This window comes from Serratia sp. MMO-28, from assembly GCF_037199905.1.
Classification (GTDB): Bacteria; Pseudomonadota; Gammaproteobacteria; order Enterobacterales; family Enterobacteriaceae; genus Chania; species Chania oryzae.
The window spans coordinates 12,786-36,928 of record NZ_JBBCVB010000019.1; the positions used below are offsets into that span (position 1 = coordinate 12,786).

Here is a 24,143-nt window from a genome sequence, read left to right on the forward strand (position 1 = left end):
TCATGAAAAATCTCACGCTCACACAACGACTGACGCTGGTTTTCGCACTATTGCTGCTGATCTGCTGTTCGATCTCCGGCGTATTACAGGTGCGCAGCAGTACCCAATACAGCCAGGCGGTGATCCAACGGCTTTCTGCCAATCTGGCACTGCATATTGCCACCAGCAATCCGCTACTGAGCCCCAAAGGCTGGGACGATAGCTCGGTACATACCCTGTTCGATCGCCTGATGGCGGTCAACCCGAGCGTTGAAGTTTACCTGCTGGATAAGGAAGGCAATATCGTTGGCAATGCCGCCCCCCCTGGGCGACTAAAACGTCAGAAAGTCGATCTGTCACCGATTCAGGCACTGCTGGATGGAGCAAAAATGCCGATTTATGGCGACGATCCACGTAATCTGCATAGCGGCAAGGTGTTCAGCGTTGCGCCGCTGAAGGTTAACGGTGAGATCGAAGGCTACCTGTATGTGGTCCTGCTCGGTGAAGATTACGATGCCTTAGCCAACAGCGCGCAGATGAATTCTGCACTCTATTCGGCGCTGTGGTCGATGGGGCTTGTGGTGCTGTTTGGGCTGCTGGCGGGGGCTTTTGCCTTCCGTTGGGTTACCCGCCCTATCCGCCACCTCACGCAACAGGTCAGCGAACTGGACAGCGACGGCATCGCGGCCCTGCAGGCTTATGCTCATAACACTCCCGATAGCCCCGGCCGCGATGAGGTCAGCCAGTTGCAGCACGCGTTTCGCCGCATGGCGCAGCGGATTGCCGAACAGTGGCAAACGCTGTCACAGCAGGACCAGCAACGGCGCGAGTTTATCGCCAATATCTCGCACGATCTGCGCACACCGCTCACTTCGCTGCATGGCTATCTGGAAACGCTGTCGGTGAAATCCGCCAGCCTGACGGAAACCGATCGCCAGCGTTATCTGGAGATCGCACTGGCACAGAGCCGCAAAGTGGGCCGTTTGGCGCAGGAGTTGTTCGAACTGGCGCGGTTGGAATACGGGGTGGTCAAACCGCAGAAGGAACCCTTCTCTCTCAGCGAGTTGGTGCAGGATGTGTTCCAGAAGTTTGAGCTGGCTGCCGAAGCGCGCCAGCAGCAGTTGCGCACCGATATTCAGCCGGGCATCCCGCTGGTGAATGCCGATCTGAGCATGATGGAGCGAGTGCTGACCAATCTGCTGGACAACGCTATCCGGCATACGCCGCAGGGCGGTGAAATCATGGTACGCCTTTGGGCACAAGGCAATAAGGTATTGGTACAGGTCAATGATAGCGGGCCTGGGATCCCACAGGAATTGCGGGAAGATCTGTTTGGCCGCCCGTCGATTCTGAATAATGCGCGCCGCCATGCCGGGGGTTTGGGCCTGATGATTGTAAAACGCATTCTGCAATTACATGACAGCGATATCACCCTGGTGGAACAGACACATCTGGGTGCCTGTTTCCGTTTTTCAGTTCCAGTGTACTGAGGGCAGCAAAGGCAAATACAATAATAGCGTCTTTATTTGCTGGCAAACGTTCGGTACAAATCCACCGCGGGCTTTATTTAATCTTCAATGTTACCGGTAAATAGGCCAAGTACAATGCCACTCATAAAGAATGATAGCGGGTACGGAATACCAGAATCAGGCGCATAAAGTCCGCCTGATTTAACTGCAGCTTGCGCATGATATTAAGCTTATGGGTGCTGACCGTTTTATAACTGCGTTGCGTTACCTGGGCAATACGCTGTGGGTCGGCACCACTGGTCATCAACGCCAGAATACGCCATTCGCTATGTGAAAGTGGCTGTATCGGTTCCCCGAAAGGAAGCTGGCTCTGGATCGATGGGCTGTGATACCCCTGCATATCGCGTGCAGCGGTAATCGCAGAGGGCAGACAATCCAGTGCATCGCGTTTGGATACCAAAGATAAGTGCGGTTCCATTGCCAGAATAGCAAGAATGCCAGGGTGCGTGATATCAGTGAATATCACAAAGGCCGTCTCAGGCCAGAATACTCTGGCAGTTAGAATAAATTGAATAACGTCATACAAATTTTCAGAGTAACTGTAGAGCTCCATAATAACGGTTTGCTTCTCATTACTATCCAGCGCCACACCTATCTCTTTCAGGTGTTGAAAATTAAACGTACGCGTATACGCAGGATCAATTAGCGTCTGTAATCCTTTTCTCACCAAAGGAGAAGGATCAAAAAAAATGAAATCGCCTTCATAGATGGCTTTACTCATAAAAATCACCACATAATAACCGTAAGAGTATTGGCGAAAACGCAATACACGACACTGTTGACTGTCCTAATATAAAGGGACATTTATTAAACCGCGATGGCTTGGACATTTAATTCTAATGGCGTTTTTTGGTGGCAAAATCCATTCCCCCTGCAGGTGTTTCATCCTGACACCCGATGAGCCCTACTGCATTAGCGATGTGCTGTCACTTTCCAACCCTGAGCATATTTCCACCTTATACTCACGGAAGATTTTACAGCGCAGAAAAAATAACCTGGAGACACCGGATATATATGATTTAACCTGATTACTGCGCACCAGCAGAACATATTCATCTGCGTTGCATTGTACTTTTTGCCGTTCGGCATACGCCAGAACGTCATCACCAAGGTCTGCCTCTGTCGAAGCTGACATGAAGATCTTGCACTCCCCCACCTTACCCAGGTAGGTCTCCTGACGAGGGATCGGAGCAAAGGTATAAATCACCAGGCCGCTCATCACCACGAATACGAACACCAAGATCCCCCAACCATAATGCCCATGCTTTGGCGGTGAAGAACGCGCCGTCGCTAAGGGGGGCTTCACCTCCACGTAGGGCGGAGATTTGGCTAATGGCAGCTCTTCGTCAGCGCCAAGCGTAGCAACCTCCTTTTCACAAACCTCCACCAGTATTTCACGCCGCAGCATAAAACCCACTTTAGGCACGGTCACAATGACATCATCGTCGATGCCTAATTCTTTGATAACTTTACGTAATTTACTTACGCACTGATTAAGGTTATTGTTGCTGGAGACCATACCGTAGTCGTCCCACACTTTCTTGAATATCACTTCTCGGCTGACAGCCTCGCCATGCTGAGCAATCAATAACTGCAACAAGCGTTTTGAAGGATTCGAGATGGGTACAGGATCATCAGAGAAATCGCACAGGCTCAACGCTCCGGTATCAGCGTCGAAAAGAATACGGTCATTAAATCTATATTTCATTCTATTCACGGGTTTTCACTATAAGAACAGCCTAATCCTGGCATCTGTTGTTAATAAAATATTAACTAAAGTATAAAAAGCTAACTTCGTAAGTCCGGCTTTACGCATTATTTTCAATGTATTAACACCAAGAAACTCCCATCTTGGCTTCCCCCCTCCCTGGAGTAAGAATTTTCTCATAACCCGGTGCCAAGGTTATACAAACACGCCACACATTGATATATTTATATATGAAACATCTTAAAGTTAGTTTTTTATATTGAAAATAATTAATTTTAAGCAAAAAAAAGATGTAAATGATATTTTTCATTAATTTTTAATGTAAAAATAGTGACACTTTAAGATTGGGAAAAATCCCACTCAGGGGTAAATGAGAATGCGAAGTGGCTTTTAACGAAGATTAGGCTTTAAAATCAACAATATTTAATGTTTTCCATTCTCAAATGAAAATGAAAAATTTCATTTCGCTCGTTGAAATCATCACTTCCGCCTGCAGATGAGCGAAAAAATATTAACAACGGGAATTTGCCAGCCACCACCAGCGAAGGGCTCCGCTGGCGGATTCAACAACCGTAAACAAGGGATCAGGTATTGGCCATCAGCAGCGTAATATTCGCTTGCCTAATCGCAGCCTGCACCGCTTCCGACAGATTGCTGTCGGTGATGATGGCGTCAAACGCCGTGATCGGCAGCGCCAGATAAGTCGCCACCTTGCCATATTTGGAGGTATCGCTCAGCAGAATACAACGGCGACTGGCTTCAACAATCGCCTTTTTCACCATCACCTTATCCTCACTGGGCGTTGACAGCCCGCGCATACTCCACGAAGACGCCGAGATAAACGCCAGATCGATAAACAGATGAGACAAAGCCTGAGCCGCCGCGGCCCCGACGCAGGAACGGTTCTCACGGCAGACAGTGCCACCGGTGTGGATCAGCTTGCATTGGCTGTGCTCCAGCAGGTAAGCCGCGATCACAAAGTCGTTGGTAACAACGGTGAGATCGTCGCGCTCGCCAATCTGCCGGGCCAATGCCAACGTAGTGGTGCCCGCATCCAGATAGATACAACTGTTAACGGGGATCTGGCGCGCGGCCAGTTGCCCAATTGCCGCTTTCTGCTGGCTGAACATGCCCTCTTTATCTTGATGCGAAGGCTCCATCGCCACCCGCTCAGCCGACTGTACGCCGCCAGAGACGGTCAATACCGCACCCTGCTCTTCCAGCTTTTGCAGATCACGCCGGATAGTCATATGCGACACCCCCAGCCTTTCGGTCAGTTCAGCAATGCTGACCACGCCGCGCTCAGACACCAGCGCGAGAATTTGTTGGTGGCGTTCAACAGGTATCACGATTTCCTCTCAATGACCGCAGTGATAATAATTGTGATTTTACGTCAATTCTCGTGTAGCGAAAGCAAAGCTTTTCAGACTGTGAAACCGATCGTAATCATAAAAAACTTTTAAAAGCATTATGTTAAGTAAATTTTCTCTTGTGGTTGATGCTCTGATGCATTGTTAATAATTGTGAAGACGATCACCGATATCGGGCGAAAAAACGCTTACATTTAACACAACAAAACAAATAATCACTAAAATTAACAGGAGTGTTTCATGACACAGCCAGGAAATTATTCAGTCTGTATCGTCGGCTTGGGCTCCATGGGCATGGGCGCGGCAACCTCATGCATCAACGCCGGGCTCACCACTTATGGTGTCGATCTCAATCCACAGGCGCTGGCCGCACTGCAGCAGGCCGGAGCCAAGCAGGCGTCCACCAGCGCAGCAGAGTTTGCCGCTGAACTGGATGCCGTCTTGCTGCTGGTGGTGAATGCGGCACAGGTGAAACACATTCTGTTTGGCGACAACGGGTTGGCCGCACAGCTAAAACCCAACACCGCAGTGATGGTGTCTTCCACCATTGCCGCCGCCGATGCCAAAGAGATCGAACAGGGGCTGAAAGCCTATGGCCTTAACATGCTGGACGCCCCGGTTTCCGGCGGCGCAGCTAAAGCCGCAGAGGGCCAGATGACGGTAATGGCATCCGGCAACGAAGCTACCTTCGCCCAGTTGCAGCCGGTATTGGACGCCGTTGCCGGTAAAGTCTATCGCATCGGCGAAGAGATCGGCCTGGGTGCTACGGTGAAGATCATCCACCAACTGCTGGCTGGCGTGCACATTGCCGCCGGGGCCGAAGCGATGGCGCTGGCGTCACGCGCCGGTATTCCGCTGGACGTCATGTACGATGTGGTGACGCATGCTGCGGGGAATTCCTGGATGTTTGAGAACCGTATGCGTCACGTAGTAGATGGCGACTATACGCCAAAATCCGCCGTGGACATCTTCGTTAAAGATCTCGGGCTGGTGGCCGACACCGCCAAAGCGCTGCACTTTCCGCTGCCGCTGGCGTCCACGGCATTCAATATGTTCACCTCCGCCAGCAATGCCGGTTACGGTAAAGAAGACGACAGCGCGGTGATCAAGATTTTCTCCGGCATCAACCTGCCAGACAACAAGAGGAACGCCTAATGTTACTCGGAGTGATTGCCGATGATTTTACCGGCGCGACCGATATCGCCAGCTTCCTGGTAGAAAACGGCTTACCCACCGTTCAACTGAACGGCGTGCCGCAGGACGATGCACCGGTGAATGCTCAGGCGGTGGTGATCAGCCTGAAGTCACGCTCCTGCCCGGTCGATCAGGCAGTAGAGCAATCGCTGCAGGCGCTGGCCTGGCTGCAACGGCAAGGCTGCCGCCAGTTCTATTTCAAATACTGTTCCACCTTCGACAGCACCGCGCAGGGCAATATCGGCCCGGTGACCGATGCCTTACTCGATGCGTTGGGCGAACAGCAAACGGTGATCTCCCCTGCGCTGCCGGTCAATGGGCGCACGGTGTATCAAGGGTATCTGTTCGTGATGGATCAACTGCTGTCTGAATCCGGCATGCGCAACCACCCGGTCACACCAATGACCGACAGCAATCTGCTGCGGCTGATGGAGGCGCAGGCAAGCGGTCGCTGTGGGCTGGTTAATGCGGCAGAGATGGATCGCGGGGCCGGTGCGGTAAAAGAGAAACTGCAGCAGCTAGCGCAGCAAGGCGTGCGCTACGCCGTGTTGGATACCCTCAATGAGCAGCATTTGCTCACCCAAGGGGAAGCGCTGAAAACCATGAAGCTGGTGACCGGTGGTTCCGGGCTGGCGATCGGCATTGCTCGCCAATGGGCGCAGCCGGGCCAGGAAAAGGCGCAATCCGCCGGAGCCCCCCAGGGCCAAAAAGCCGTGGTGCTTTCCGGTTCCTGCTCGACCATGACCAATAAACAGGTTGCTCGCTATCGCCAGCAGGCTGCCGCACAGGCCATTGCGGTCGCACGCTGCATGGATAACGCCGATCGCAGCGCCTATGCCGACGAACTCAGCAGTTGGGTGGAACAGCATGCGCGAGCAGCGCTGGCTCCCCTATTGTATGCCACCGCCGAACCGGAGCAGTTGCAGCAGACTCAGCAGCAATATGGTGTTGAGGCGGCCAGCCTGGCAGTGGAAGCGCTGTTTGCCGATGTGGTCACACGCCTGCAGCAGCGTGGGTTCAGCCGTTTTATCGTCGCTGGCGGCGAAACCTCTGGCGTTGTCACCCAGGCGTTGGGGATCCGCGGATTCCACATCGGCCCCTGCATTTCCCCCGGTGTCCCTTGGGTACGCGCTATCGAACAACCTGTCTCACTGGCCCTGAAATCGGGCAACTTCGGCGATGAAAACTTTTTCGCCAGAGCACAAACGGAGTTTCCTGTATGACGATCGCCGCTGCACAGCCCTCTGCCGCCGAGCTGCAGGCCAGAGAAGAAATGGTGCGCCTGGGCGCCTCTTTCTTCCAACGTGGCTATGCCACCGGTTCAGCGGGTAACCTCTCGCTGTTGCTGCCGGATGGCACCCTGTTGGCGACCCCCACCGGCTCTTGCCTAGGGGAGCTGCAGGCCGATCGGCTGTCAAAAGTCAGCCTGAGCGGTGAGTGGATCTCCGGTGATAAGCCATCGAAAGAGATCAGCTTTCACCGGGCGCTGTATCAACACAACCCGGCCTGCAAGGCGGTGGTACATCTGCACTGCACTTACCTCACCGCCCTTTCCTGCCTGCAGGGGTTGGATACGGAAAATGCCATCAAGCCTTTTACCCCGTATGTGGTGATGCGCGTCGGTCAGGTGCCGGTTGTGCCTTACTATCGCCCAGGCGATACGCGGTTAGCGGAAGATCTCGCCAAGCTGGCACCGGCGTATAAGGCTTTCCTGTTGGCCAACCACGGGCCCGTTGTGACCGGTGAAAGCCTGCGCGAAGCCGCGAACAATACCGAAGAAATGGAAGATGCGGCGAAGCTGATTTTCACCCTCGGCGATCGCCCGATTCGTTATTTAACCGCCGATGAAATTGCCGAATTACGGAGCTGAAAAAATGCCAAAATTTGCTGCCAACCTATCGATGATGTTTACCGAGCTGCCGTTTCTGTATCGCTTTGCTGCCGCCGCGGCCGCCGGATTCAAAGCGGTAGAATTCCTGTTCCCCTATGAATACCCTGCCGATCTGCTGGCAGAAAAACTGCGCCAGCACGGGCTTTCACAGGTGCTGTTCAATACCGCCCCCGGTGACGTCAGCGCGGGCGAATGGGGGCTGGCGGCGCTGCCCGGCCGCGAAGCGGATGCCCGTGCAGACATTGACCGCGCTCTGGAGTACGCAATCGCGCTGAAATGCCCCTGTGTGCACGTCATGGCTGGCGTGGTGCCACCGGGTGAGGAGATCGCCCGCTACCGGGAAACCTTTATCAGTAATCTCCGTTACGCTGCCGATAGCTTTGCGCCTCACGGCATCAAGGTGCTCATTGAAGCGCTCAGCCCGCCGGTGAAACCCAACTATCTGTTCTCCAGCCAGCATCAGGCGGCAGATCTGGTTGCTGCGATCGACCGGCCAAACGTCTTCATCCAGTTCGATTTCTTCCATGCACAGTTGGTGGACGGCAACATCAGCAATCTGGTCACCTCACTGGCTGGGCGTTATGCCCATATTCAGATTGCCTCGGTGCCTGATCGCAACGAGCCAGACAGCGGGGAATTGAACTACCCTTGGCTGTTCGCGCTGTTGGACAAGGTGGGTTATCAGGGCTGGATCGGCTGTGAATATAAACCACGGGGTGAAACCACCGCAGGTCTCGGCTGGGTGAAACCTTACCTGTAGTCGGGCATCGGCCAACACCAGGTACTAAACCCTATAAAAACATCAAACGCACCCGTATCGCCTTTGGGCGATCGCGGTGCCGGACTCTTATCAGAATAAAGGCTATACCATGTCTACCTCTATGCTACTGATCATCGCCCTCTTGGGCGTACTGCTGCTCCTGCTGATGGTGATCAAGGCCAAAGTTCAGCCGTTCGTCGCCCTGCTGGTGGTCAGCCTGCTGGTCGCCTTGGCCAGCGGTATCCCGACCGGTGAAGTGATGAAAGTGATGACCGCCGGGATGGGCGGCGTGTTAGGCTCAGTGACGATTATCATCGGCCTGGGTGCTATGCTCGGCAGGATGATCGAACACTCCGGCGGTGCCGAATCGCTGGCGCAGCGCTTCAGTAAAGCGCTGGGGCCAAAACGCACCATCGCCGCGCTGACCATGGCTGCCTTTATCCTGGGCATCCCGGTGTTCTTCGACGTCGGCTTTATCATTCTGGCACCGATTATCTACGGTTTTGCCAAGGTGGCTAAAGTTTCCCCGCTGAAATTCGGCTTGCCGATGGCGGGCGTTATGTTGACCGTGCACGTTGCACTGCCGCCGCACCCAGGCCCGGTGGCCGCTGCCGGGTTACTGCACGCCGACATCGGCTGGCTGACGATTATTGGCCTGCTGATCTGTATTCCGGTAGGGATTATCGGCTACTTCGCCGCAAAGTACCTGAACCGTAAAGCCTACCCGCTTTCCATCGAAGTCTTGGAGCAGTTGCAGTTAGCTGCCCCTGAATCAAGCTCTGATAGCAACGCACCGCTCAGCGATCGCATCAATCCACCGGGGGCCGGGCTGATTGCCGCGCTGATTGTCATTCCTATCGCCATCATTATGCTCGGCACCGTGTCAGCCACGTTGCTGGAGCCGGGTTCGGCGCTGCGCGATGTTTTATCTTTGATCGGTGCTCCGGCGGTGGCCCTGATGATTGCCCTGTTGCTGGCGTTCTACTTCCTGGCGATGCGCCGTGGCTGGAGCCTGCAACATACCAGCGACATCATGGGCGCTGCGCTGCCGACCGCGGCGGTGGTGATTCTGGTAACCGGGGCGGGCGGGGTGTTTGGCAAAGTGCTGGTGGAGTCTGGCGTTGGTAAAGCGCTGGCAGAGGTGCTCACCACCATTGGCCTGCCCTTGATCCCGGCGGCGTTTATCATCTCCCTGGCGCTGCGTGCCTCACAGGGTTCTGCCACCGTGGCGATTCTGACCACCGGAGGGCTGCTTTCCGAAGCGGTTACCGGCCTGAACCAGCTACAACTGGTGCTGGTGACGCTCGCCACCTGCTTTGGCGGCTTGGGACTATCTCACGTTAATGACTCTGGTTTCTGGATTGTCACCAAATACCTGGGTCTCTCGGTGGCCGATGGCCTGAAAACCTGGACAGTATTGACCACCCTGCTCGGCCTGAGCGGCTTCGTGTTCACCTGGCTGCTGTGGCTGGCGGTCTAACCATGTGCTGATGATGTGCCAAAACGGTATATGAGGTAAATTAATGGGGCGAATCTATTCGCCCCTACACTTAAGCCTCAGCCCTTGTTCAGGAAGATCATCATGACCCCCATCACTACCGCACCCACGCTGATTACCGAACGCCTGATACTGGATGCCCACCGGCTGGACGATTTTGCCGATCTGGCGGCCATGTGGGCCGATCCTGCCGTTGTTCGCTATATCGGCGGCACACCGCGCAGCGCGGAGGACAGTTGGAGCCGCCTGTTGCGCTACCTTGGCCACTGGCAATTGTTAGGTTACGGCTATTGGGCGGTGCGTGAAAAAGTCAGTGGCAACTATATTGGCGACATTGGTTTTGCCAATTTTCATCGTGCCATTGAGCCTGCGCTTGATGCACCAGAAATGGGCTGGGCGTTAAACAGTGCTGCTCATGGCAAAGGTTATGCCACCGAAGCACTGCAGGCTGCGCTAACCTGGGCTGCCGGGCATTTTCCGCACGGCAAAACGGTCTGCATTATCTCCCCAGAAAACCGCCCCTCTCTCGGGCTGGCCAAGAAGGTTGGCTTTGCCGAAAGCCACCACAGCGAGTATCACCAGCAGCCTATCGTGGTGATGCAGCGTTTGCTGTGAGAAAGAGATTGCGAATCAGCCAGTTCACGCGCGTCAAAAGCAAAAAATCCGCCCGAAGGCGGATTTTCAATAGGTGCAGCAACCAAGGCCACACATTCACGCCAGCGGGCGTGAAGAAAACTTAGAAGCGGTAACCTGCACCAACCATCCAGGTGCCAACGTCAACGCTACGGATGCGGCTCTGCTCGTAGCCTACATCCAGAGCAACTTGCTGCATTGGGTTGAATTGCAGACCAGCGCCGTAAGTGAAACCGTAATCGCTGTTGCTGTTGTCGTTAGAACCGTCTTTAGCGTTGCTGGTGAACTTACCGTAACCCACACCGATCACACCATAGATGCTCGCCCAGTCGTTGAAGCGGTAAGCAGGACCCGCAGTGATGCCGCTGTACTGTACTTTGTTGTAGAAACCGCTTTCAGTACCGTTCTTTTCCAGATGGGTAAAGGAACCGATCACACCCAGCGGGCTGTTGTCGAACTCGTAACGGTATTTCAGGTTGAAACCATCAGCTTTGTTAGCTACGCCTTGGAAATCGCCATGGGCATAACCAGCGGATACAGTGCTCTCACCGGCGAATGCGCTACCGGCGCTAACGGCTAATACACAAGCTGCTACTGCGGAAAGACATGCAATTTTTTTCATAAACCACCTCAAACACGTTTTATTTTTAAGTACAACCATTTGTTCATACGTTGAAAATATAGCAAAAATCAGCGTGAAACTCTGCCTTTAAAACAGTGTCTAAAGCTTTGTATCGTGTAACAGAAAATTACAAGAATACTACAGCCACCTAATTTACCCATATTTTCAATTGCATCCTACGCTTTTTTGTGACAAAAATCACCTATTCAATCGTGCTAAAACGTGTAGAGGGTGGGTGTTTTTTACACATTCGCACGATCTTTGTGCAAAAATTTGACGGTTTACTTTTGCTGACAGGCTTTTGCAGACACCCCCATACCAATTCATTTACACTTATGCTCACCCGTTTTCGTTACGCCTTCTCAAGAGTTGGGAAGCGCCCACAAGGCTTGAAGAGATGTCTTCGTCTGTTACTGCTAAAGCGTCTTCCGCGCTGTTGCCTATTTGCTTACTGATCGTTGCGATGATCTCGATTCAGAGCGGTGCTTCGCTGGCGAAAAGCCTGTTCCCACTGATCGGAGCCGAAGGGATCACCACCCTGCGCCTGGGGATTGGCACCTTGATTCTGTTTATTATCTTCCGCCCTTGGCGGATGCGTTTTGCTGCGGGTAGCCGGCTGCCGCTGTTGATCTATGGGCTGTCGCTGGGGGCGATGAATTATCTGTTCTACCTTTCCCTGCGCACGGTGCCGCTCGGCATCGCCGTGGCACTGGAGTTCACCGGCCCGCTGGCGGTGGCGATGTTTTCTTCACGCCGCCCTATCGATTTTGTCTGGGTGGCATTGGCGGTTATCGGCCTGGGGTTCCTGTTGCCTCTCGGCCACGATATCGGCAGTATCGACCCCCTCGGTGCCGCATGCGCTTTAGGTGCCGGTGCCTGTTGGGCGATATACATTATCTTTGGCCAGAAGGCCGGTGGCGATCACGGGCCTGGCACCGTCGCCGTTGGCTCGCTGGTTGCCGCGATCGTATTTTGCCCGATCGGTGCCTGGCAAACGGGCAGCGCGTTGTTGAACGTGGATATTCTCCCCGTGGCGCTGGCGGTGGCCGTTCTCTCTACCGCACTGCCCTATTCGCTGGAAATCATCGCGTTGCCCAAGATCCCGGCGCGCACCTTTGGTACCCTGATGAGCCTGGAACCGGCGCTGGCGGCGCTTTCTGGCATGATCTTCCTCAATGAGCACCTCACCAATGTGCAATGGCTGGCATTGGCCGCCATTATTGCCGCTTCAATGGGCGCGACACTGACCATTAAACCCAAGCCGCAGATTGAGAGTCTTTCATGACCTGTTGCTGCGCCAATCCGCGCAGCGGCGAGTAAATAAATCCTGATTCCGTGATGTGATTGCAATCGACTTAACTGTTTTTTGGTTTGACAATGGCCATACTTGCAACAAGTCCTTTGTGTTAGTTTTTTAATTTCATTACGTTATATAAGGCCGCAGCCAACGGCTGCCGCCTATAGTTCATTACGGAGAATCAGGATGATATACGGTAGTTTGTACAATCCTCGCTTTGGACGCGGCCTCTCACCAGCATTAGCCAATATCCTCAACACCGTTCGCCAATACGATTTACCCGGCCTGGCGCTGGGGCGACATGAGATCGATGGCGATCGCGTGTTTATGAATGTGATGGAACTGGTGACGGAACCCGCCGAAAGCAAACGCGCAGAGATTCATCAGGAGTATCTGGATATTCAGATCCTGATCGGCGGCGAGGAGCGGATTGACTATGGTCTACCCGGCAGTTGGGACAGCGACGATCCTTACGATGCCAGCAAGGACCTGCAAATGCTGGATATCAAACGCAGCCCGCAAACCTTGAACCTCACCCCCGGTATGTATGTGATTTTCTTCCCGCTGGAACCCCATAAACCCGGTTGCCAGGTGCGTGGGGCAAAAAGTATCAAAAAAGTGGTGGTGAAAGTGCATTACGAGTTACTGCTGTAGCAACATTGAGCCGGTCGATTGACCGGCTCAATTACCTCTGGAGGCTAGAGAGGAAAGAAGCCGTTTCAGCGGGTGAACGCAGGTGGATAAAACGAATGTGACCGTTATCCGCATCCTGCATCTCGGCTAAATACTTGCTACGGTTCTGGCGATATGTTTTTAGCGTCCACCAGATGATCGACTCCCGGCTGAAGAAAGAACGCCGGAAACTCTCACAGTTTCCTGTGCCGGGCCACAACTCGCTCTGCCGCCAGGAACGCAGTGTTGCACGGCGTATGGCTTGCCACAGCGTGCGAAAGAAACCGTAATCGACCCAGACCACCCAGTCGACCTCACGCCATTTAATCGCTTTGGTGCGGGTATAGTTGCCATCCAGCACCCAGCCTGCAGCGGCTTCTGCCAGCGCCAGATTAACCCGTGCCAGAAACTCATCACCCGGTGTTCCTTGCCAGCCTGATCGCCAATAAAGCTTATCCATTTCGATATAAGGCACTGCCAGCTTCTGCGCCAGTTGGCGCGCCACGGTGGATTTGCCGCTGCCGCTGGTTCCTACCACGTTAACTTTCATTGCTTCGGCCCACGCAATTGAAAGGTGATAAGTATATCAGCATGAATTAACAGAGGAAAATATCGCACTGGGCTGGGTTCATCGCAGCCATACGGCAACGGTATTTCTTTTATTCGCAGACCAGATTGTATAATAAACAACCCACATTACACTCAAAGGATACACTGCAGCGAGGTGAGCATGGCAAACGGATGGGCAGCAGACGGCGCGGTTCAGGATCAAATCGATTCCACGGTGGACGATGCCGTTCAGCGTGCGCGCCAGGCACTGGGGCATGGTGAAAGCGAACAGTACTGCCTGGAATGCGGGGAGGAGATCCCTGAAGCCCGGCGCAAAGCGCTAGCCGGCGTGCGTTACTGCCTGGCCTGCCAAACTGAGCTGGATCAACGGCAATCGGTGAACAGCCTGTATAACCGCCGTGGTAGTAAAGATAGCCAGTTGCGCTGATTCTGATAAGGTGGCGGATTTATTCGCTTTCCCTGTTCATTTTATCGTGCAATTCGAACATTCCTGCACCAGAGATAAACATATTGCAGGAGCAAAGTTAGAGTTAGTTATCAAAATTGAAGCATAACTGTTAATTATCGGTTGTTTCACATCCATTCTTTGGTTAATGATAGGCCGATGCACCAAGGTCGTCATAATGCACCATTTTGGTGCCCAATAGTGGTGCATAACGATAAGATTTATCATTCTGGGCATAGCATAACGACACAACCCTTTGTTTTTTGAATGATTGCAAACTTGGCATGATTCTTCCATAGCACCAAATGCAACATAGAAAATGGGTAATCCGCAACCTGTACAGGAATTCCTCTCATGAAGTCGATTTTTAAAGTTTCCCTGGCCGCACTTTCCCTGGCCTTCGCCGTAAGCTCCCACGCCGCAGATAAACTGGTTGTCGCCACTGATACCGCTTTCGTTCCATTCGAATTCAAGCAGGGTGACCAATACGTTGGTTTTGATATCGACCTGTGGGCCGCTATCGCCAAAGAACTGAAGCTGGATTACACCCTGAAGCCAATGGACTTCAGCGGCATTATTCCTGCGCTGCAAACCAAGAACGTGGATCTGGCGCTGGCGGGGATCACCATCACCGAAGAGCGTAAGAAAGCGATCGAATTCTCAGATGGTTATTACAAAAGCGGTCTGTTGGTGATGGTGAACGCCAATAACGACAGCGTGAAAAGCATTGCCGATCTGGATGGCAAAGTCTTGGCAGTGAAGAGCGGCACCGGTTCGGTGGATTACGCCAAGCAGCACATCAAAACCAAAGATTTGCGCCAGTTCCCGAACATCGACAACGCCTATATGGAATTGGGTACCCAGCGTGCTGATGCCGTACTGCACGACACGCCAAACATCCTGTACTTTATCAAGACTGCCGGTGCCGGTAAGTTCAAAACCGTAGGCGAATCACTGGAAGCCCAGCAATATGGCATCGCCTTCCCGAAAGGCAGCGACGAACTGCGTGAGAAAGTCAACGCCGCGCTGAAAACCCTGCGTGACAACGGCACCTACAACGAAATCTACAAAAAATGGTTTGGTACCGAACCTAAGTAATTTATTCAATTGGTTAGCCACTAAGTTAAGCACGGGGGAGGTGTACCCACCCCTGCGCTTTGTTGTATCTGATTCCCTTGTTTGGGATCACCGGGAGAAATGATTATGCAGTTCGATTGGAGTGCCATCTGGCCTGCCATTCCCATTCTGTTAGAAGGCGCCAAAATGACCCTGTGGATTTCGGTCCTCGGTCTGATTGGTGGCCTGCTCATCGGCCTTGTTGCCGGCTTTGCCCGTACCTACGGCGGTTGGATTGCCAACCACGTGGCACTGGTTTTCATCGAAGTGATCCGCGGTACGCCGATTGTGGTACAGGTAATGTTCATCTACTTCGCCTTGCCGATGGCCTTCAGCAATTTACGCATCGATCCGTTCAGCGCCGCCGTGGTCACCATCATGATCAACTCCGGTGCCTATATTGCGGAAATCACGCGCGGTGCGGTGCTATCGATCCACAACGGTTTCCGTGAGGCTGGGCTGGCTTTAGGGCTGTCACGCCGTGAAACCATCCGCTATGTGATCATGCCGCTGGCGCTGCGCCGCATGCTGCCGCCGCTGGGTAACCAGTGGATCATCAGCATCAAAGACACATCGCTGTTTATCGTGATTGGCGTGGCGGAACTGACCCGCCAAGGCCAGGAAATTATTGCCGGTAACTTCCGCGCGCTGGAAATCTGGAGCGCCGTGGCGGTTATTTATCTGATTATTACCCTGGTGCTGAGCTTCGTTCTGCGTCGGCTGGAAAGAAGGATGAAAATCCTGTGATTGAATTTAAAAATGTCTCCAAGCACTTTGGCCCAACCCAGGTGCTGCACAATATTGACCTGAAAATTACTCAGGGTGAAGTCGTGGTAATTATCGGCCCTTCCGGCTCCGGTAAATCTACCCTGCTGCGCTGTATCAATAAGCTGGAAGAAATCACCAGCGGCGAATTGATTGTCGATGGCTTGAAAGTTAACGATCCGAAAGTGGACGATCGCCTGATCCGTCAGGAGGCAGGCATGGTTTTCCAACAGTTCTACCTGTTCCCGCACCTGACCGCGCTGGAAAACGTGGCCTTCGGCCCGATCCGCGTGCGTGGCCTGAAAAAGGCCGATGCCGAAAAGCTGGCGCGCGAATTGTTAGCCAAAGTCGGGCTGGCTGAGCGTGCTCACCATTATCCTTCTGAGCTTTCCGGTGGCCAACAGCAGCGCGTTGCGATTGCCCGTGCGCTGGCGGTGAAGCCGAAAATGATGTTGTTCGATGAACCCACCTCGGCCCTCGATCCGGAACTGCGTCACGAAGTGTTGAAGGTCATGCAGGATCTGGCAGAAGAAGGCATGACGATGGTGATCGTCACTCACGAAGTGGGTTTTGCTGAAAAAGTGGCGTCACGTCTGATCTTTATCGATAAAGGGCGAGTGGCCGAAGATGGCAACCCGCACGATCTGATCAACCATCCACCAAGCCCGCGCCTGCGCGAGTTCCTGCAACACGTTTCCTGAGCGATTACGCCAAACCAGCGGGTATTTTAATGCCCGCTTTTTTATTGCCAACGCTCTGCCGCCCAAGCGGCTTGCTGCTCGCCATTATGGAAGGTCCAGGCCACAAAACGGCTGATCTTCTGCCCCTGCGCCATTTCAACAGTGCGCACCTCAACCGCTCCAGCCTGCTTCAACGCAGCGTAAATAGCCGGTAAGGTGGTGTTTTTGGAAATCAGCGAAGTAAACCACAGGCAGTGTTGCGCCTTGCTGACACTCTCCGCCACCATTTTGCGCACAAAGGCTTCTTCCCCACCTTCACACCATAATTCATTATTCTTGCCGCCAAAGTTTTGCACCGGTTTATCGGCGACTTCGCCTTTACCCAGCTTGTGAAGCTTGCGGCGCGTGCTGGCGTGCGCTTCCTGCTCAGAACCGTGGAACGGCGGATTGCACAACGTGGCGTCAAAACGCTCAGCAGCACCGATAATGCCGGTGAAAATAAACTCCGGCTGCTTTTGCTGACGCAGGCGCACGCTGTTCTTCAACGTCGGGTTCATGGCAACAATCATTTTGGCCGCATTCAAGGAAACCGGATCGATTTCCGAACCGGTAAAGCGCCAGCCATATTCGCGCAGCCCAACGATAGGGTAAATGCAGTTGGCCCCGACGCCGACGTCCAGGATCGCTACCCCTTTACCGCGTGGGATCTCACCGCCGTTGCTGGTTGCCAGCAGGTCGGCCAGGTGATGTACATAATCAGCACGCCCAGGGATCGGCGGGCAAAGATAATCGGCAGGAATATCCCAGTGCTCAATACCGTAAAAATGTTGCAGCAACGCGCGGTTAAGCATTTTAACCGCCGCCGGATCGGCAAAATCCACCGAGATATCACCCCAGGCATTGGGCTTCACAAACGGCTCCAGCGCCGGGCAACTGGCTATCAAGGCCGGAAAATCATAGCGTGAACGATGGCGATTGCGCGGATGCAGGCCGCTTTTCTGCTGCGGGAAGCTTTTCTTTTTTTCCACCGTAACGGGCTCTCTGAAAGGGTTTTCTGGCGCGTAAGATAGCACAAAGCCCGCTAAAAGAGCGGCAGGCGCTTGCAGCCGAGGTGAAAAACGTCAAAATGTAAACTGGATCTTTCCCGACAAGAGTGATTATGAGCAGCAAACCCCGTTATTACTATGAACCTGCCGCAGGCCATGGCCTGGCGCACGATCCACTGAACGCCATCGTCGGCCCACGGCCGATCGGCTGGATTTCCTCGCTCAGCGCCGCTGGCCAACGTAATCTGGCCCCTTACAGCTTTTTCAGCTGTTTCAATTATCGCCCACCAATTATCGGCTTTGCCAGCACTGGCTGGAAAGACAGCGTTGCCAACATTGTGGAAACCGGTGAGTTTGTCTGGAACCTGACAACGCGCCCATTAGCAGAAGCCATGAACAACAGCTCTGCATCATTGCCGCGCGGTGAAGATGAATTTGCCTTCGCCGGATTGACACCAATCCCAGGGCGACGGGTAAAAGCGGAACGGGTCGCAGAAAGCCCGGTGAACTTTGAATGCCGCCTGACGCAATGCATTCAGTTGCAAAATGCCGCGGGGGGGAACATCGAAACCTGGCTGGTATTAGGGGAAGTGGTCGCGGTGCATATCGACCCGGTATTGCTGGACGAACAGGGCGTCTACCAAACCGCAGCCGCACAGCCGGTGCTGCGTGCCGGTGGCCCGACCGCTTACTATGGCATCTCCGAGCAGCACCGCTTTGATCTGGTGCGCCCGGATGCACGTAAGCCTTGAAGTCAGCGTTCAGGCTGCGATCCTCGCAAACTGAACGCTACACCAAAGATTAACGCTGGCTGGCGACGGACCAATAGGTCAGCAGATACAGACTGGCGGAATAGTAATCCTCGTCGGCGGTCAAGCGGTTAGTCAATTGCCCGCCAGCGCCGAGCACCAGGTCTCTGACCGCCATCATACCGGGGCTTTGGTTATACCCGGAGCGTGCACCGGTGATCACATTCACCCAGGCAGGCACCGCCTGGCGATTATAACCCTGCCAGAACCTTACGAAGGGAGCCAGCGCCGGGCTGTCGCTTTGATACCAGTGGACATACAAGGGAACACGTACCGCGTCAAACCCGAAACGAGGCGGCCAACCACTCGCTGGTGTCATACGGCCGTCGGCAGACAGCGTGACCCAATCCGTCGGGAGCTGTGCCTTGCCAAATGACATTTTATTGAGCATGGCGAAGCTGTCATCGCTCAGCTGTTTCCATACCAGCAGATGGGTATAGTCAAAGAACGCCTTCCAAGCGGGGAAAACAAAATAGGAAGGATTTACCGTGATCGAATTAGCCTGTTTAAAACCGGTTACCCCTGGCAGCATCACGTTATAACCAGCATATTTTACTAACGTATGCCGCAGCAATGAGCGCTGTATTTCAGATGAGCTCCTTAGGTATTCCCTGACGTTCCATTTTTTCCCTGCCTCCAATAGTGCCCAGGCAATAAAGATATCGCCATCGGTGGCATTATTTTTATCCGCTATCGGCACAGCTTTGCCAGGTTCATAGCGCCAAGAAAATAGCCCGATATCCTTACGGTATAACGTCGCGTTAGTCCACCGCCACATACTGTCAAAAGCCTGCTGGTCATTATTATATACCGCCAGCAACATGGCATATCCCTGCCCTTCGGTATGGCTGATATTATTATTGCCGGTATCAACAACGCGTCCGTCAGGTAATAAAAAACGCTGTTTATAGAGCGCCCAAGCATTATCCTGCGCAACAGAACCAAAAGAAAACAGCAACCCGGTCAGCAACGCTAATATTCTGACCCAACCCTGAGTATATTTAGCCACCATATTCACCTTTATTGCCCGTTTCTGTAGCTAAAAACCAATGTATGATCCTGATATTGCTGGTTCTGGCGCAGAGCAACATGCGGTGCCCCGCCCTGAGCCAACAGCCAGGTGGCATATGCGCCTTCCAGTACGGTGGCAAAAGAGAGACTCCACAGCAACTCGTTATTGGGATCGGGCGCTTGTGGATGAGCATAATGCGTCAGCAATATTTCCTGCTCGCTGGCATCAACCTTCACCCATCCCCAATCGAACTGGCTCAACACCGCGTTGATGCTATCTTCGAGATCCCCCACCGTTTCCGCCTCGGGCAACGGCGTTTTTTCTGCCAGTTGGCTCCCCATCAAACGTAAAAAGTCCCGACTGTCCGCCTCATCGGCCGAGGCAAAAATACCAGAAAAAACCACTTCCATCAGACTCTGCCAGCCTGGTTTAAACTGCTGCCGACGATAATAATCGAGTTCATAAGACGCATTATTAATATCTTGCATGGTTATTTCCCATCTAACAGATATTTAAAATAGAGCAAAGCCGTGCTCTCGGAATAGCTGCCGAAAGTGTCATAACCCAACTGCCCTCCGACCAACATACTAGGCGTAACTTTATAAGTCCCTGCCGCTTTCAGGCTATAGCCAATACCGCTTTTATCTTCAGCGGCATACATGGCCTCCTTACCATAGCCTTGGCTAACCAATCCCTCTAATTGTGACTGGAGATCGGGATCATTAGGGAAATATTCGCTTTCCTTGTTGTGATAAGACTGATACCCCACAGTGCCACCCAACGTATAGGTGAACTCATTCTGCTTCTGAGTAAATTCAACTGGCAGGGAGATACTGACATAATCTTGCGGGCTGAAATATCCCCCTTGACCATAGCTGAAGTAGCTCAAGTTTTTGTCAAAGTTCATATAGTTAACGTTGACACCCACTTTGAGCTCATTCTCATCATCCTTATAAGGGCGGATATAAGCGCCCAACAATGCATTGATACTTTTGTTGCTGGCAACATTGTCACCCAGGTAACTGTAATAACCCGCGCCACCGTAAGCGCCGACGGTACCGTCATCAAACCCCAGATTCAGGCTACCGCCGTTCTTGGTCACTGCCCCCCATTTCTTACCGGTGATCACATCCTCAGTACCGACATAGGAGAGCAGGCTATCCGCAACTGCCCGCCGTTCCAGCGTCATATCCAATGTAGAATGATCGCCGACTTTGGGTGACCATTTCACGCCACCGATGACTGAACTGATTCCGCTCCCCAGTGGCGTGCTGCCGACGTCCAGTTTGTAGCTGTCCCCACTCAATGCCAGAGCCAGTTCGACACCGGTTTCTTGCTGTTGCCCAGGGGAATCAGCATAGAAATCATTCGGGTTATATTTCTGCGGCTGAGTTATCTGCCCATCGAGTAACTGTTTTTCCTCATAAGCTTGCGCCTGTGCAATTGTCGCGGCATCACATTCTGCTGAGGTGGAATCAATAGAGCACAGGTGATCCCGCGTCGCGTGAATTTCCTGATAGCGCAGATTGGCCGCCTGCGCGGCAGCGATGGAGTTCTGCGAAGCAATAATCGATGCCTGTGTCGCTGCCTCAACGGCCTTAGCCTGCTGCAAAGCACCGGTACCAAAGCGAACGCTGGCGCTGTCAGACGGCGTGCCTGACTTCAACATGACCGGGGTCACATTAAATGTCACCCGCCCATTATCGATCGGCATACCCGACACGCTGATCGGGCTTTTTATTTCCGTAATATTACTCAGCCCACTCTCACCGCTGCTGTTATCACGCAACGCGATGTTCCCCTGCACCCAGGTCGCCGTTTTGTTTTGCACCTCATCCATCAGCTTTTCGATCTGCTGCAAGGTCGGATTTTTGGCCGGTTGGCGTAAGACGCTATTGGCATAACTGCCTGCCAGAGTAGGGGCTGCCACCTGCCAAGGTAAAACCTCACCATAAGCGGAAGGCGTCGTGCTCAACGTTGATTGCGTAGATGCCTGTGTGGCAAACGGGTTATCCGCCAATCTTAAGCCACCAATCAACGCCTGCCCGTTCCCTGTCGATGATACGCTCACGCCACTCAGGCGGCTTTTCGCCTCACGCAGCAGAGACATGGCTTGCGTGTAATTGCCATCGGCCTGGGCTACACGGGCTGCAAGCAGCAGTTGGTCTGGCGTTTTTACCGCGGGCAACCCACCCAGCAGTTGTTTAGCTTTGCTGACATCCCCATCCGCCAGAGCAACGCCTGCCGCACCTTCACGCGCCCCCTGATTCAGGCTGTTACGGCTCAGCAGATAGTTGTAGACCTGCCCGGCTTCCTTGTTCATGTTACCGGATTGATAGAGACGCCCCATCGCCAGCATGATGTCCGCGTTCTGGGGATCATTCTGCAAGGCTGCGATCAATTTGTCATAGGCGGCGCCATACTGCCCTTGCAGGCGCAGTTTATCGGCTTCATTGATCACACCACCGTTTCGCAACTGGCCGATCTCTCTTGCCGAACTTTTCGCCAGCAATGCCGGGTTATTTAACCAGGCATCGGCCTCCTGGCTTAATCCTGCCTGATTCAGCACCGCGATCTGGGCAGCATAATCACCCGCACTCCCTTTAACGCCCTGGCGCATATTCTCGCGCACCAACTGCACCGCCATGGAGGTATCACCGACCGCCATCAGATCTTTAGCCAACTCCCCAAGCGCTGCAGGTTCAGTGGGGGGTTTCTGCGCCATTTGGCGCAGGATCACGGCGGCACTGGCGGTGTTGCCTTGGCGCAGATAATTTTCAGCACTTGCACGCTGTTGATTGACAGAGGCCACTGCGGCTAATTCCCGCATATCGCGCGTCTGCTTGGAAGCCGGGATACGCGCCATCAGCGTAGAAACGTTCAGCCAATCATTGCGCTCAGAGGCAAACAGCGCGGCAGCATAGAGCCCATCGGGCGAGGCCCCCATCTGCATCAGCGGGGAGATCAAAGTTTGAGCCTGAAGCTCCTGCCCCTGCTTATACATAATGCGTGCCATATCCAAGCGCACCCAGACATTCGATGGTTGTTTTTCCAACGCCTGCTGCAGAATCATCAGCGCGCGCGGAGAATCATTATTCTGCACCGCTAATGCGGCTTCTTTACGCAATGGTTCAACGTTGACACCTGCGACCGCCCGCATGACTTTAGGCCGCAGATTGGCAGGTATCGTCTGTAGAACCAGTTCGGCCTCTTTTTCTTTGTTACGCTGTTGCAATAACAGATAATAAAGCCCCAGTTTTGCATCGTTATTCTGTGGGTTCTGCGCCAGCAACCCGCGATAATCCTGTTCCGCCGCTGCAAAATCCCCTTTTCTGCGCGAAACATCCGCGCGGAACAGCGTCACGGCATTACCTTTATCACCGGTGGCATTAGCCAGCGGCGCTGTGAGGGCTAAAGCTTCATCCAACTGACCTGCACTGACTGCCTGTTTAGCCTTGGTCAATGAACCATAAAAGTTGGCATCCTGGGCTAATGCGCTCCACTGCGCACTTTGTGGGCCACCTTGCTTCGCCGCCTGAGTGAGATAGCTCTCTGCCTGGCTGAAGTCACCACTGCGCATCGCAGTAAAACCCATACCTGCCAAGGCATCCCGATCATTCGGGTTACTGGCCAGAATGCTTTCAAACTGGCTCTTCGCGCCGCTCAACTGCCCTTTATTCAATTCGGCATACCCGGCGCTCTTTGCGGCCCCGGCAATATTCTGCTGGTAATAGGCGGCAACCGCCTTGTCTGCCGGATGCCGTTGCTGATAGGCGTCATACAGCGGCTTATCTGCAGGCTGCGGTGCCAGCCACAGTAACGCCTGCTTCAAGCCCTGATCGGCCTCGCTATTGGTAGGAGCTATCGCGGCCAGCCTGCTAATCCCTTCCCGGCGCGTCGATTCCTGATAAGTCATCACCTTTCCCAGAACGACCTGGGTTTGAGTGTCGCTGGGCTGCAAGGCAAGACGCTGCTTCAGGCCATCGATCGCTTCTTGCCGCCCCTCCGGGGTGCCCGCCAGGGTGAGATAATACTCATTAGCCAGGTTGTCGATCGGGGTTTTACCATTGAAAATAGCCTGATAACTGGCAATCGCCTGAGGGAAATTCCCCTTCGCTGCATACTGCCTAGCCTGTGCTAACAGATTTTTAGCCGCTGGCGACTGAGCCACCGAACTGCCATCCAACGCCTTCAGGCGCGGATCGTTAGGCGCCACGCTACTCAGTTTTTTTCGCCATAGTTCAGCATTTTCTTTATCACCGCCCTGCATGGCATACAAAGACAACAGATACATCGCCTCGGTATTGTTCTCATCCATCAGTAAAACTTTCTGCAGAGCGCTCTGGGCTAAATCATCATGAGATTTATCATGCCAATAGGCAGCCTGCTCAAAGAGGGCTTTCAACGCCGGGTTACTGTCATCGGCCATCGCCGAGACCGAGAATACCGTCAGCCCGACCAAAGAGGCCGAGCAAAGTTTCTTTTTCAACAGTATGTTCAATTGGTTATATTCCATGGACAGCTCCTGTATAACACCGGGTCGAGAC

At 53.5% G+C, this 24,143-nt stretch carries 23 protein-coding genes; 14 read left to right on the forward strand and 9 right to left on the reverse strand.

The window, feature by feature from the left end:
- The first annotated feature begins 2 nt into the window (after positions 1-2).
- On the forward strand, positions 3-1,469 hold the full coding sequence (locus WG891_RS16845) for a HAMP domain-containing sensor histidine kinase (RefSeq protein WP_337263898.1): 1,467 nt from the start codon (positions 3-5) through the stop codon (positions 1,467-1,469).
- Positions 1,470-1,590: 121 nt separating this feature from the next.
- Here the strand turns inward: WG891_RS16845 and WG891_RS16850 are convergent, their stop codons facing one another.
- The 3 genes from WG891_RS16850 to ygbI all read right to left on the reverse strand — a co-directional run bounded on the left by WG891_RS16850 (position 1,591) and on the right by ygbI (position 4,565).
- The gene (locus WG891_RS16850) at positions 1,591-2,229 is read right to left on the reverse strand and encodes a helix-turn-helix transcriptional regulator (RefSeq protein ID WP_337263897.1); all 639 of its coding nucleotides are present in this window, start codon (positions 2,227-2,229) and stop codon (positions 1,591-1,593) included.
- A gap of 183 nt (positions 2,230-2,412) precedes the next feature.
- Complete coding sequence (locus tag WG891_RS16855) at positions 2,413-3,216, reverse strand: winged helix-turn-helix domain-containing protein (RefSeq protein ID WP_337263896.1); 804 nt, start codon at positions 3,214-3,216, stop codon at positions 2,413-2,415.
- Positions 3,217-3,800: 584 nt separating this feature from the next.
- Positions 3,801-4,565, reverse strand: a complete 765-nt coding sequence (ygbI, locus tag WG891_RS16860) for a DNA-binding transcriptional repressor YgbI (protein ID WP_337263895.1) — start codon at positions 4,563-4,565, stop codon at positions 3,801-3,803.
- A gap of 261 nt (positions 4,566-4,826) precedes the next feature.
- Between ygbI and ltnD the strand changes: the two genes are divergently transcribed.
- The 6 genes from ltnD (at position 4,827) to WG891_RS16890 (ending at position 10,544) form a co-directional block, all read left to right on the forward strand.
- The gene (gene ltnD / locus WG891_RS16865; RefSeq protein ID WP_337263894.1) at positions 4,827-5,741 is read left to right on the forward strand and encodes an L-threonate dehydrogenase; all 915 of its coding nucleotides are present in this window, start codon (positions 4,827-4,829) and stop codon (positions 5,739-5,741) included.
- Positions 5,741-7,003, forward strand: coding sequence for a 3-oxo-tetronate kinase (gene otnK, locus WG891_RS16870; protein ID WP_337263893.1), 1,263 nt, complete (start codon positions 5,741-5,743; stop codon positions 7,001-7,003). Before ltnD ends, otnK begins: the two co-directional genes overlap by 1 nt.
- On the forward strand, positions 7,000-7,650 hold the full coding sequence (gene otnC / locus WG891_RS16875; RefSeq protein WP_076941152.1) for a 3-oxo-tetronate 4-phosphate decarboxylase: 651 nt from the start codon (positions 7,000-7,002) through the stop codon (positions 7,648-7,650). Before otnK ends, otnC begins: the two co-directional genes overlap by 4 nt.
- A 4-nt stretch (positions 7,651-7,654) precedes the next feature.
- Positions 7,655-8,431, forward strand: coding sequence for an HPr family phosphocarrier protein (locus WG891_RS16880; protein ID WP_337263892.1), 777 nt, complete (start codon positions 7,655-7,657; stop codon positions 8,429-8,431).
- Positions 8,432-8,540: 109 nt separating this feature from the next.
- Complete coding sequence (locus WG891_RS16885; RefSeq protein WP_337263891.1) at positions 8,541-9,911, forward strand: GntP family transporter; 1,371 nt, start codon at positions 8,541-8,543, stop codon at positions 9,909-9,911.
- 102 nt (positions 9,912-10,013) lie between these two features.
- Entirely contained in the window at positions 10,014-10,544 is a 531-nt protein-coding gene (locus WG891_RS16890) for a GNAT family N-acetyltransferase (protein WP_337263890.1), read from the forward strand.
- A 121-nt stretch (positions 10,545-10,665) separates the two neighbouring features.
- Here WG891_RS16890 and ompX read toward each other — a convergent pair whose 3' ends face one another.
- Entirely contained in the window at positions 10,666-11,184 is a 519-nt protein-coding gene (gene ompX, locus WG891_RS16895) for an outer membrane protein OmpX (protein WP_337263889.1), read from the reverse strand.
- Positions 11,185-11,581: 397 nt separating this feature from the next.
- Here ompX and rhtA point away from each other — a divergent pair, with 397 nt between their 5' ends.
- Both rhtA and nanQ read left to right on the forward strand, forming a co-directional pair.
- Positions 11,582-12,469: a threonine/homoserine exporter RhtA gene (rhtA, locus tag WG891_RS16900; protein WP_337263888.1), complete on the forward strand. Its 888-nt coding sequence runs from the start codon at positions 11,582-11,584 to the stop codon at positions 12,467-12,469.
- Between the two features lie 198 nt (positions 12,470-12,667).
- Complete coding sequence (gene nanQ / locus WG891_RS16905) at positions 12,668-13,135, forward strand: N-acetylneuraminate anomerase (RefSeq protein ID WP_337263887.1); 468 nt, start codon at positions 12,668-12,670, stop codon at positions 13,133-13,135.
- A 31-nt stretch (positions 13,136-13,166) separates the two neighbouring features.
- Here nanQ and WG891_RS16910 read toward each other — a convergent pair whose 3' ends face one another.
- On the reverse strand, positions 13,167-13,703 hold the full coding sequence (locus WG891_RS16910) for a shikimate kinase (RefSeq protein WP_337263886.1): 537 nt from the start codon (positions 13,701-13,703) through the stop codon (positions 13,167-13,169).
- 180 nt (positions 13,704-13,883) lie between these two features.
- On the opposite strand from WG891_RS16910, the gene WG891_RS16915 reads away from it, so the two are divergent.
- The 4 genes from WG891_RS16915 (at position 13,884) to glnQ (ending at position 16,750) form a co-directional block, all read left to right on the forward strand.
- Entirely contained in the window at positions 13,884-14,150 is a 267-nt protein-coding gene (locus WG891_RS16915) for a DksA/TraR family C4-type zinc finger protein (RefSeq protein ID WP_156293801.1), read from the forward strand.
- Between the two features lie 372 nt (positions 14,151-14,522).
- Complete coding sequence (glnH, locus tag WG891_RS16920; protein ID WP_076941143.1) at positions 14,523-15,266, forward strand: glutamine ABC transporter substrate-binding protein GlnH; 744 nt, start codon at positions 14,523-14,525, stop codon at positions 15,264-15,266.
- A 105-nt stretch (positions 15,267-15,371) separates the two neighbouring features.
- Complete coding sequence (gene glnP, locus WG891_RS16925) at positions 15,372-16,031, forward strand: glutamine ABC transporter permease GlnP (RefSeq protein ID WP_337263885.1); 660 nt, start codon at positions 15,372-15,374, stop codon at positions 16,029-16,031.
- Positions 16,028-16,750 carry a glutamine ABC transporter ATP-binding protein GlnQ gene (gene glnQ, locus WG891_RS16930; protein WP_076941141.1) on the forward strand — a complete coding sequence of 241 codons (723 nt, stop codon included), beginning with the start codon at positions 16,028-16,030 and terminating at the stop codon, positions 16,748-16,750. Before glnP ends, glnQ begins: the two co-directional genes overlap by 4 nt.
- A gap of 41 nt (positions 16,751-16,791) precedes the next feature.
- Here the strand turns inward: glnQ and rlmF are convergent, their stop codons facing one another.
- Positions 16,792-17,757: a 23S rRNA (adenine(1618)-N(6))-methyltransferase RlmF gene (gene rlmF, locus WG891_RS16935; RefSeq protein WP_337263884.1), complete on the reverse strand. Its 966-nt coding sequence runs from the start codon at positions 17,755-17,757 to the stop codon at positions 16,792-16,794.
- Positions 17,758-17,888: 131 nt separating this feature from the next.
- Between rlmF and WG891_RS16940 the strand changes: the two genes are divergently transcribed.
- Positions 17,889-18,527 carry a flavin reductase family protein gene (locus tag WG891_RS16940; RefSeq protein ID WP_337263883.1) on the forward strand — a complete coding sequence of 213 codons (639 nt, stop codon included), beginning with the start codon at positions 17,889-17,891 and terminating at the stop codon, positions 18,525-18,527.
- A 49-nt stretch (positions 18,528-18,576) separates the two neighbouring features.
- Here the strand turns inward: WG891_RS16940 and WG891_RS16945 are convergent, their stop codons facing one another.
- From WG891_RS16945 to WG891_RS16955, 3 genes are read right to left on the reverse strand one after another with little or no spacing between them, the layout of a single operon-like run.
- On the reverse strand, positions 18,577-19,596 hold the full coding sequence (locus WG891_RS16945; RefSeq protein ID WP_337263882.1) for a glycosyl hydrolase family 8: 1,020 nt from the start codon (positions 19,594-19,596) through the stop codon (positions 18,577-18,579).
- A gap of 8 nt (positions 19,597-19,604) precedes the next feature.
- Complete coding sequence (bcsD, locus tag WG891_RS16950) at positions 19,605-20,084, reverse strand: cellulose biosynthesis protein BcsD (RefSeq protein WP_337263881.1); 480 nt, start codon at positions 20,082-20,084, stop codon at positions 19,605-19,607.
- 2 nt (positions 20,085-20,086) lie between these two features.
- Positions 20,087-24,112, reverse strand: a complete 4,026-nt coding sequence (locus WG891_RS16955; RefSeq protein WP_337263880.1) for a cellulose biosynthesis protein BcsC — start codon at positions 24,110-24,112, stop codon at positions 20,087-20,089.
- Positions 24,113-24,143 lie beyond the last annotated feature (31 nt).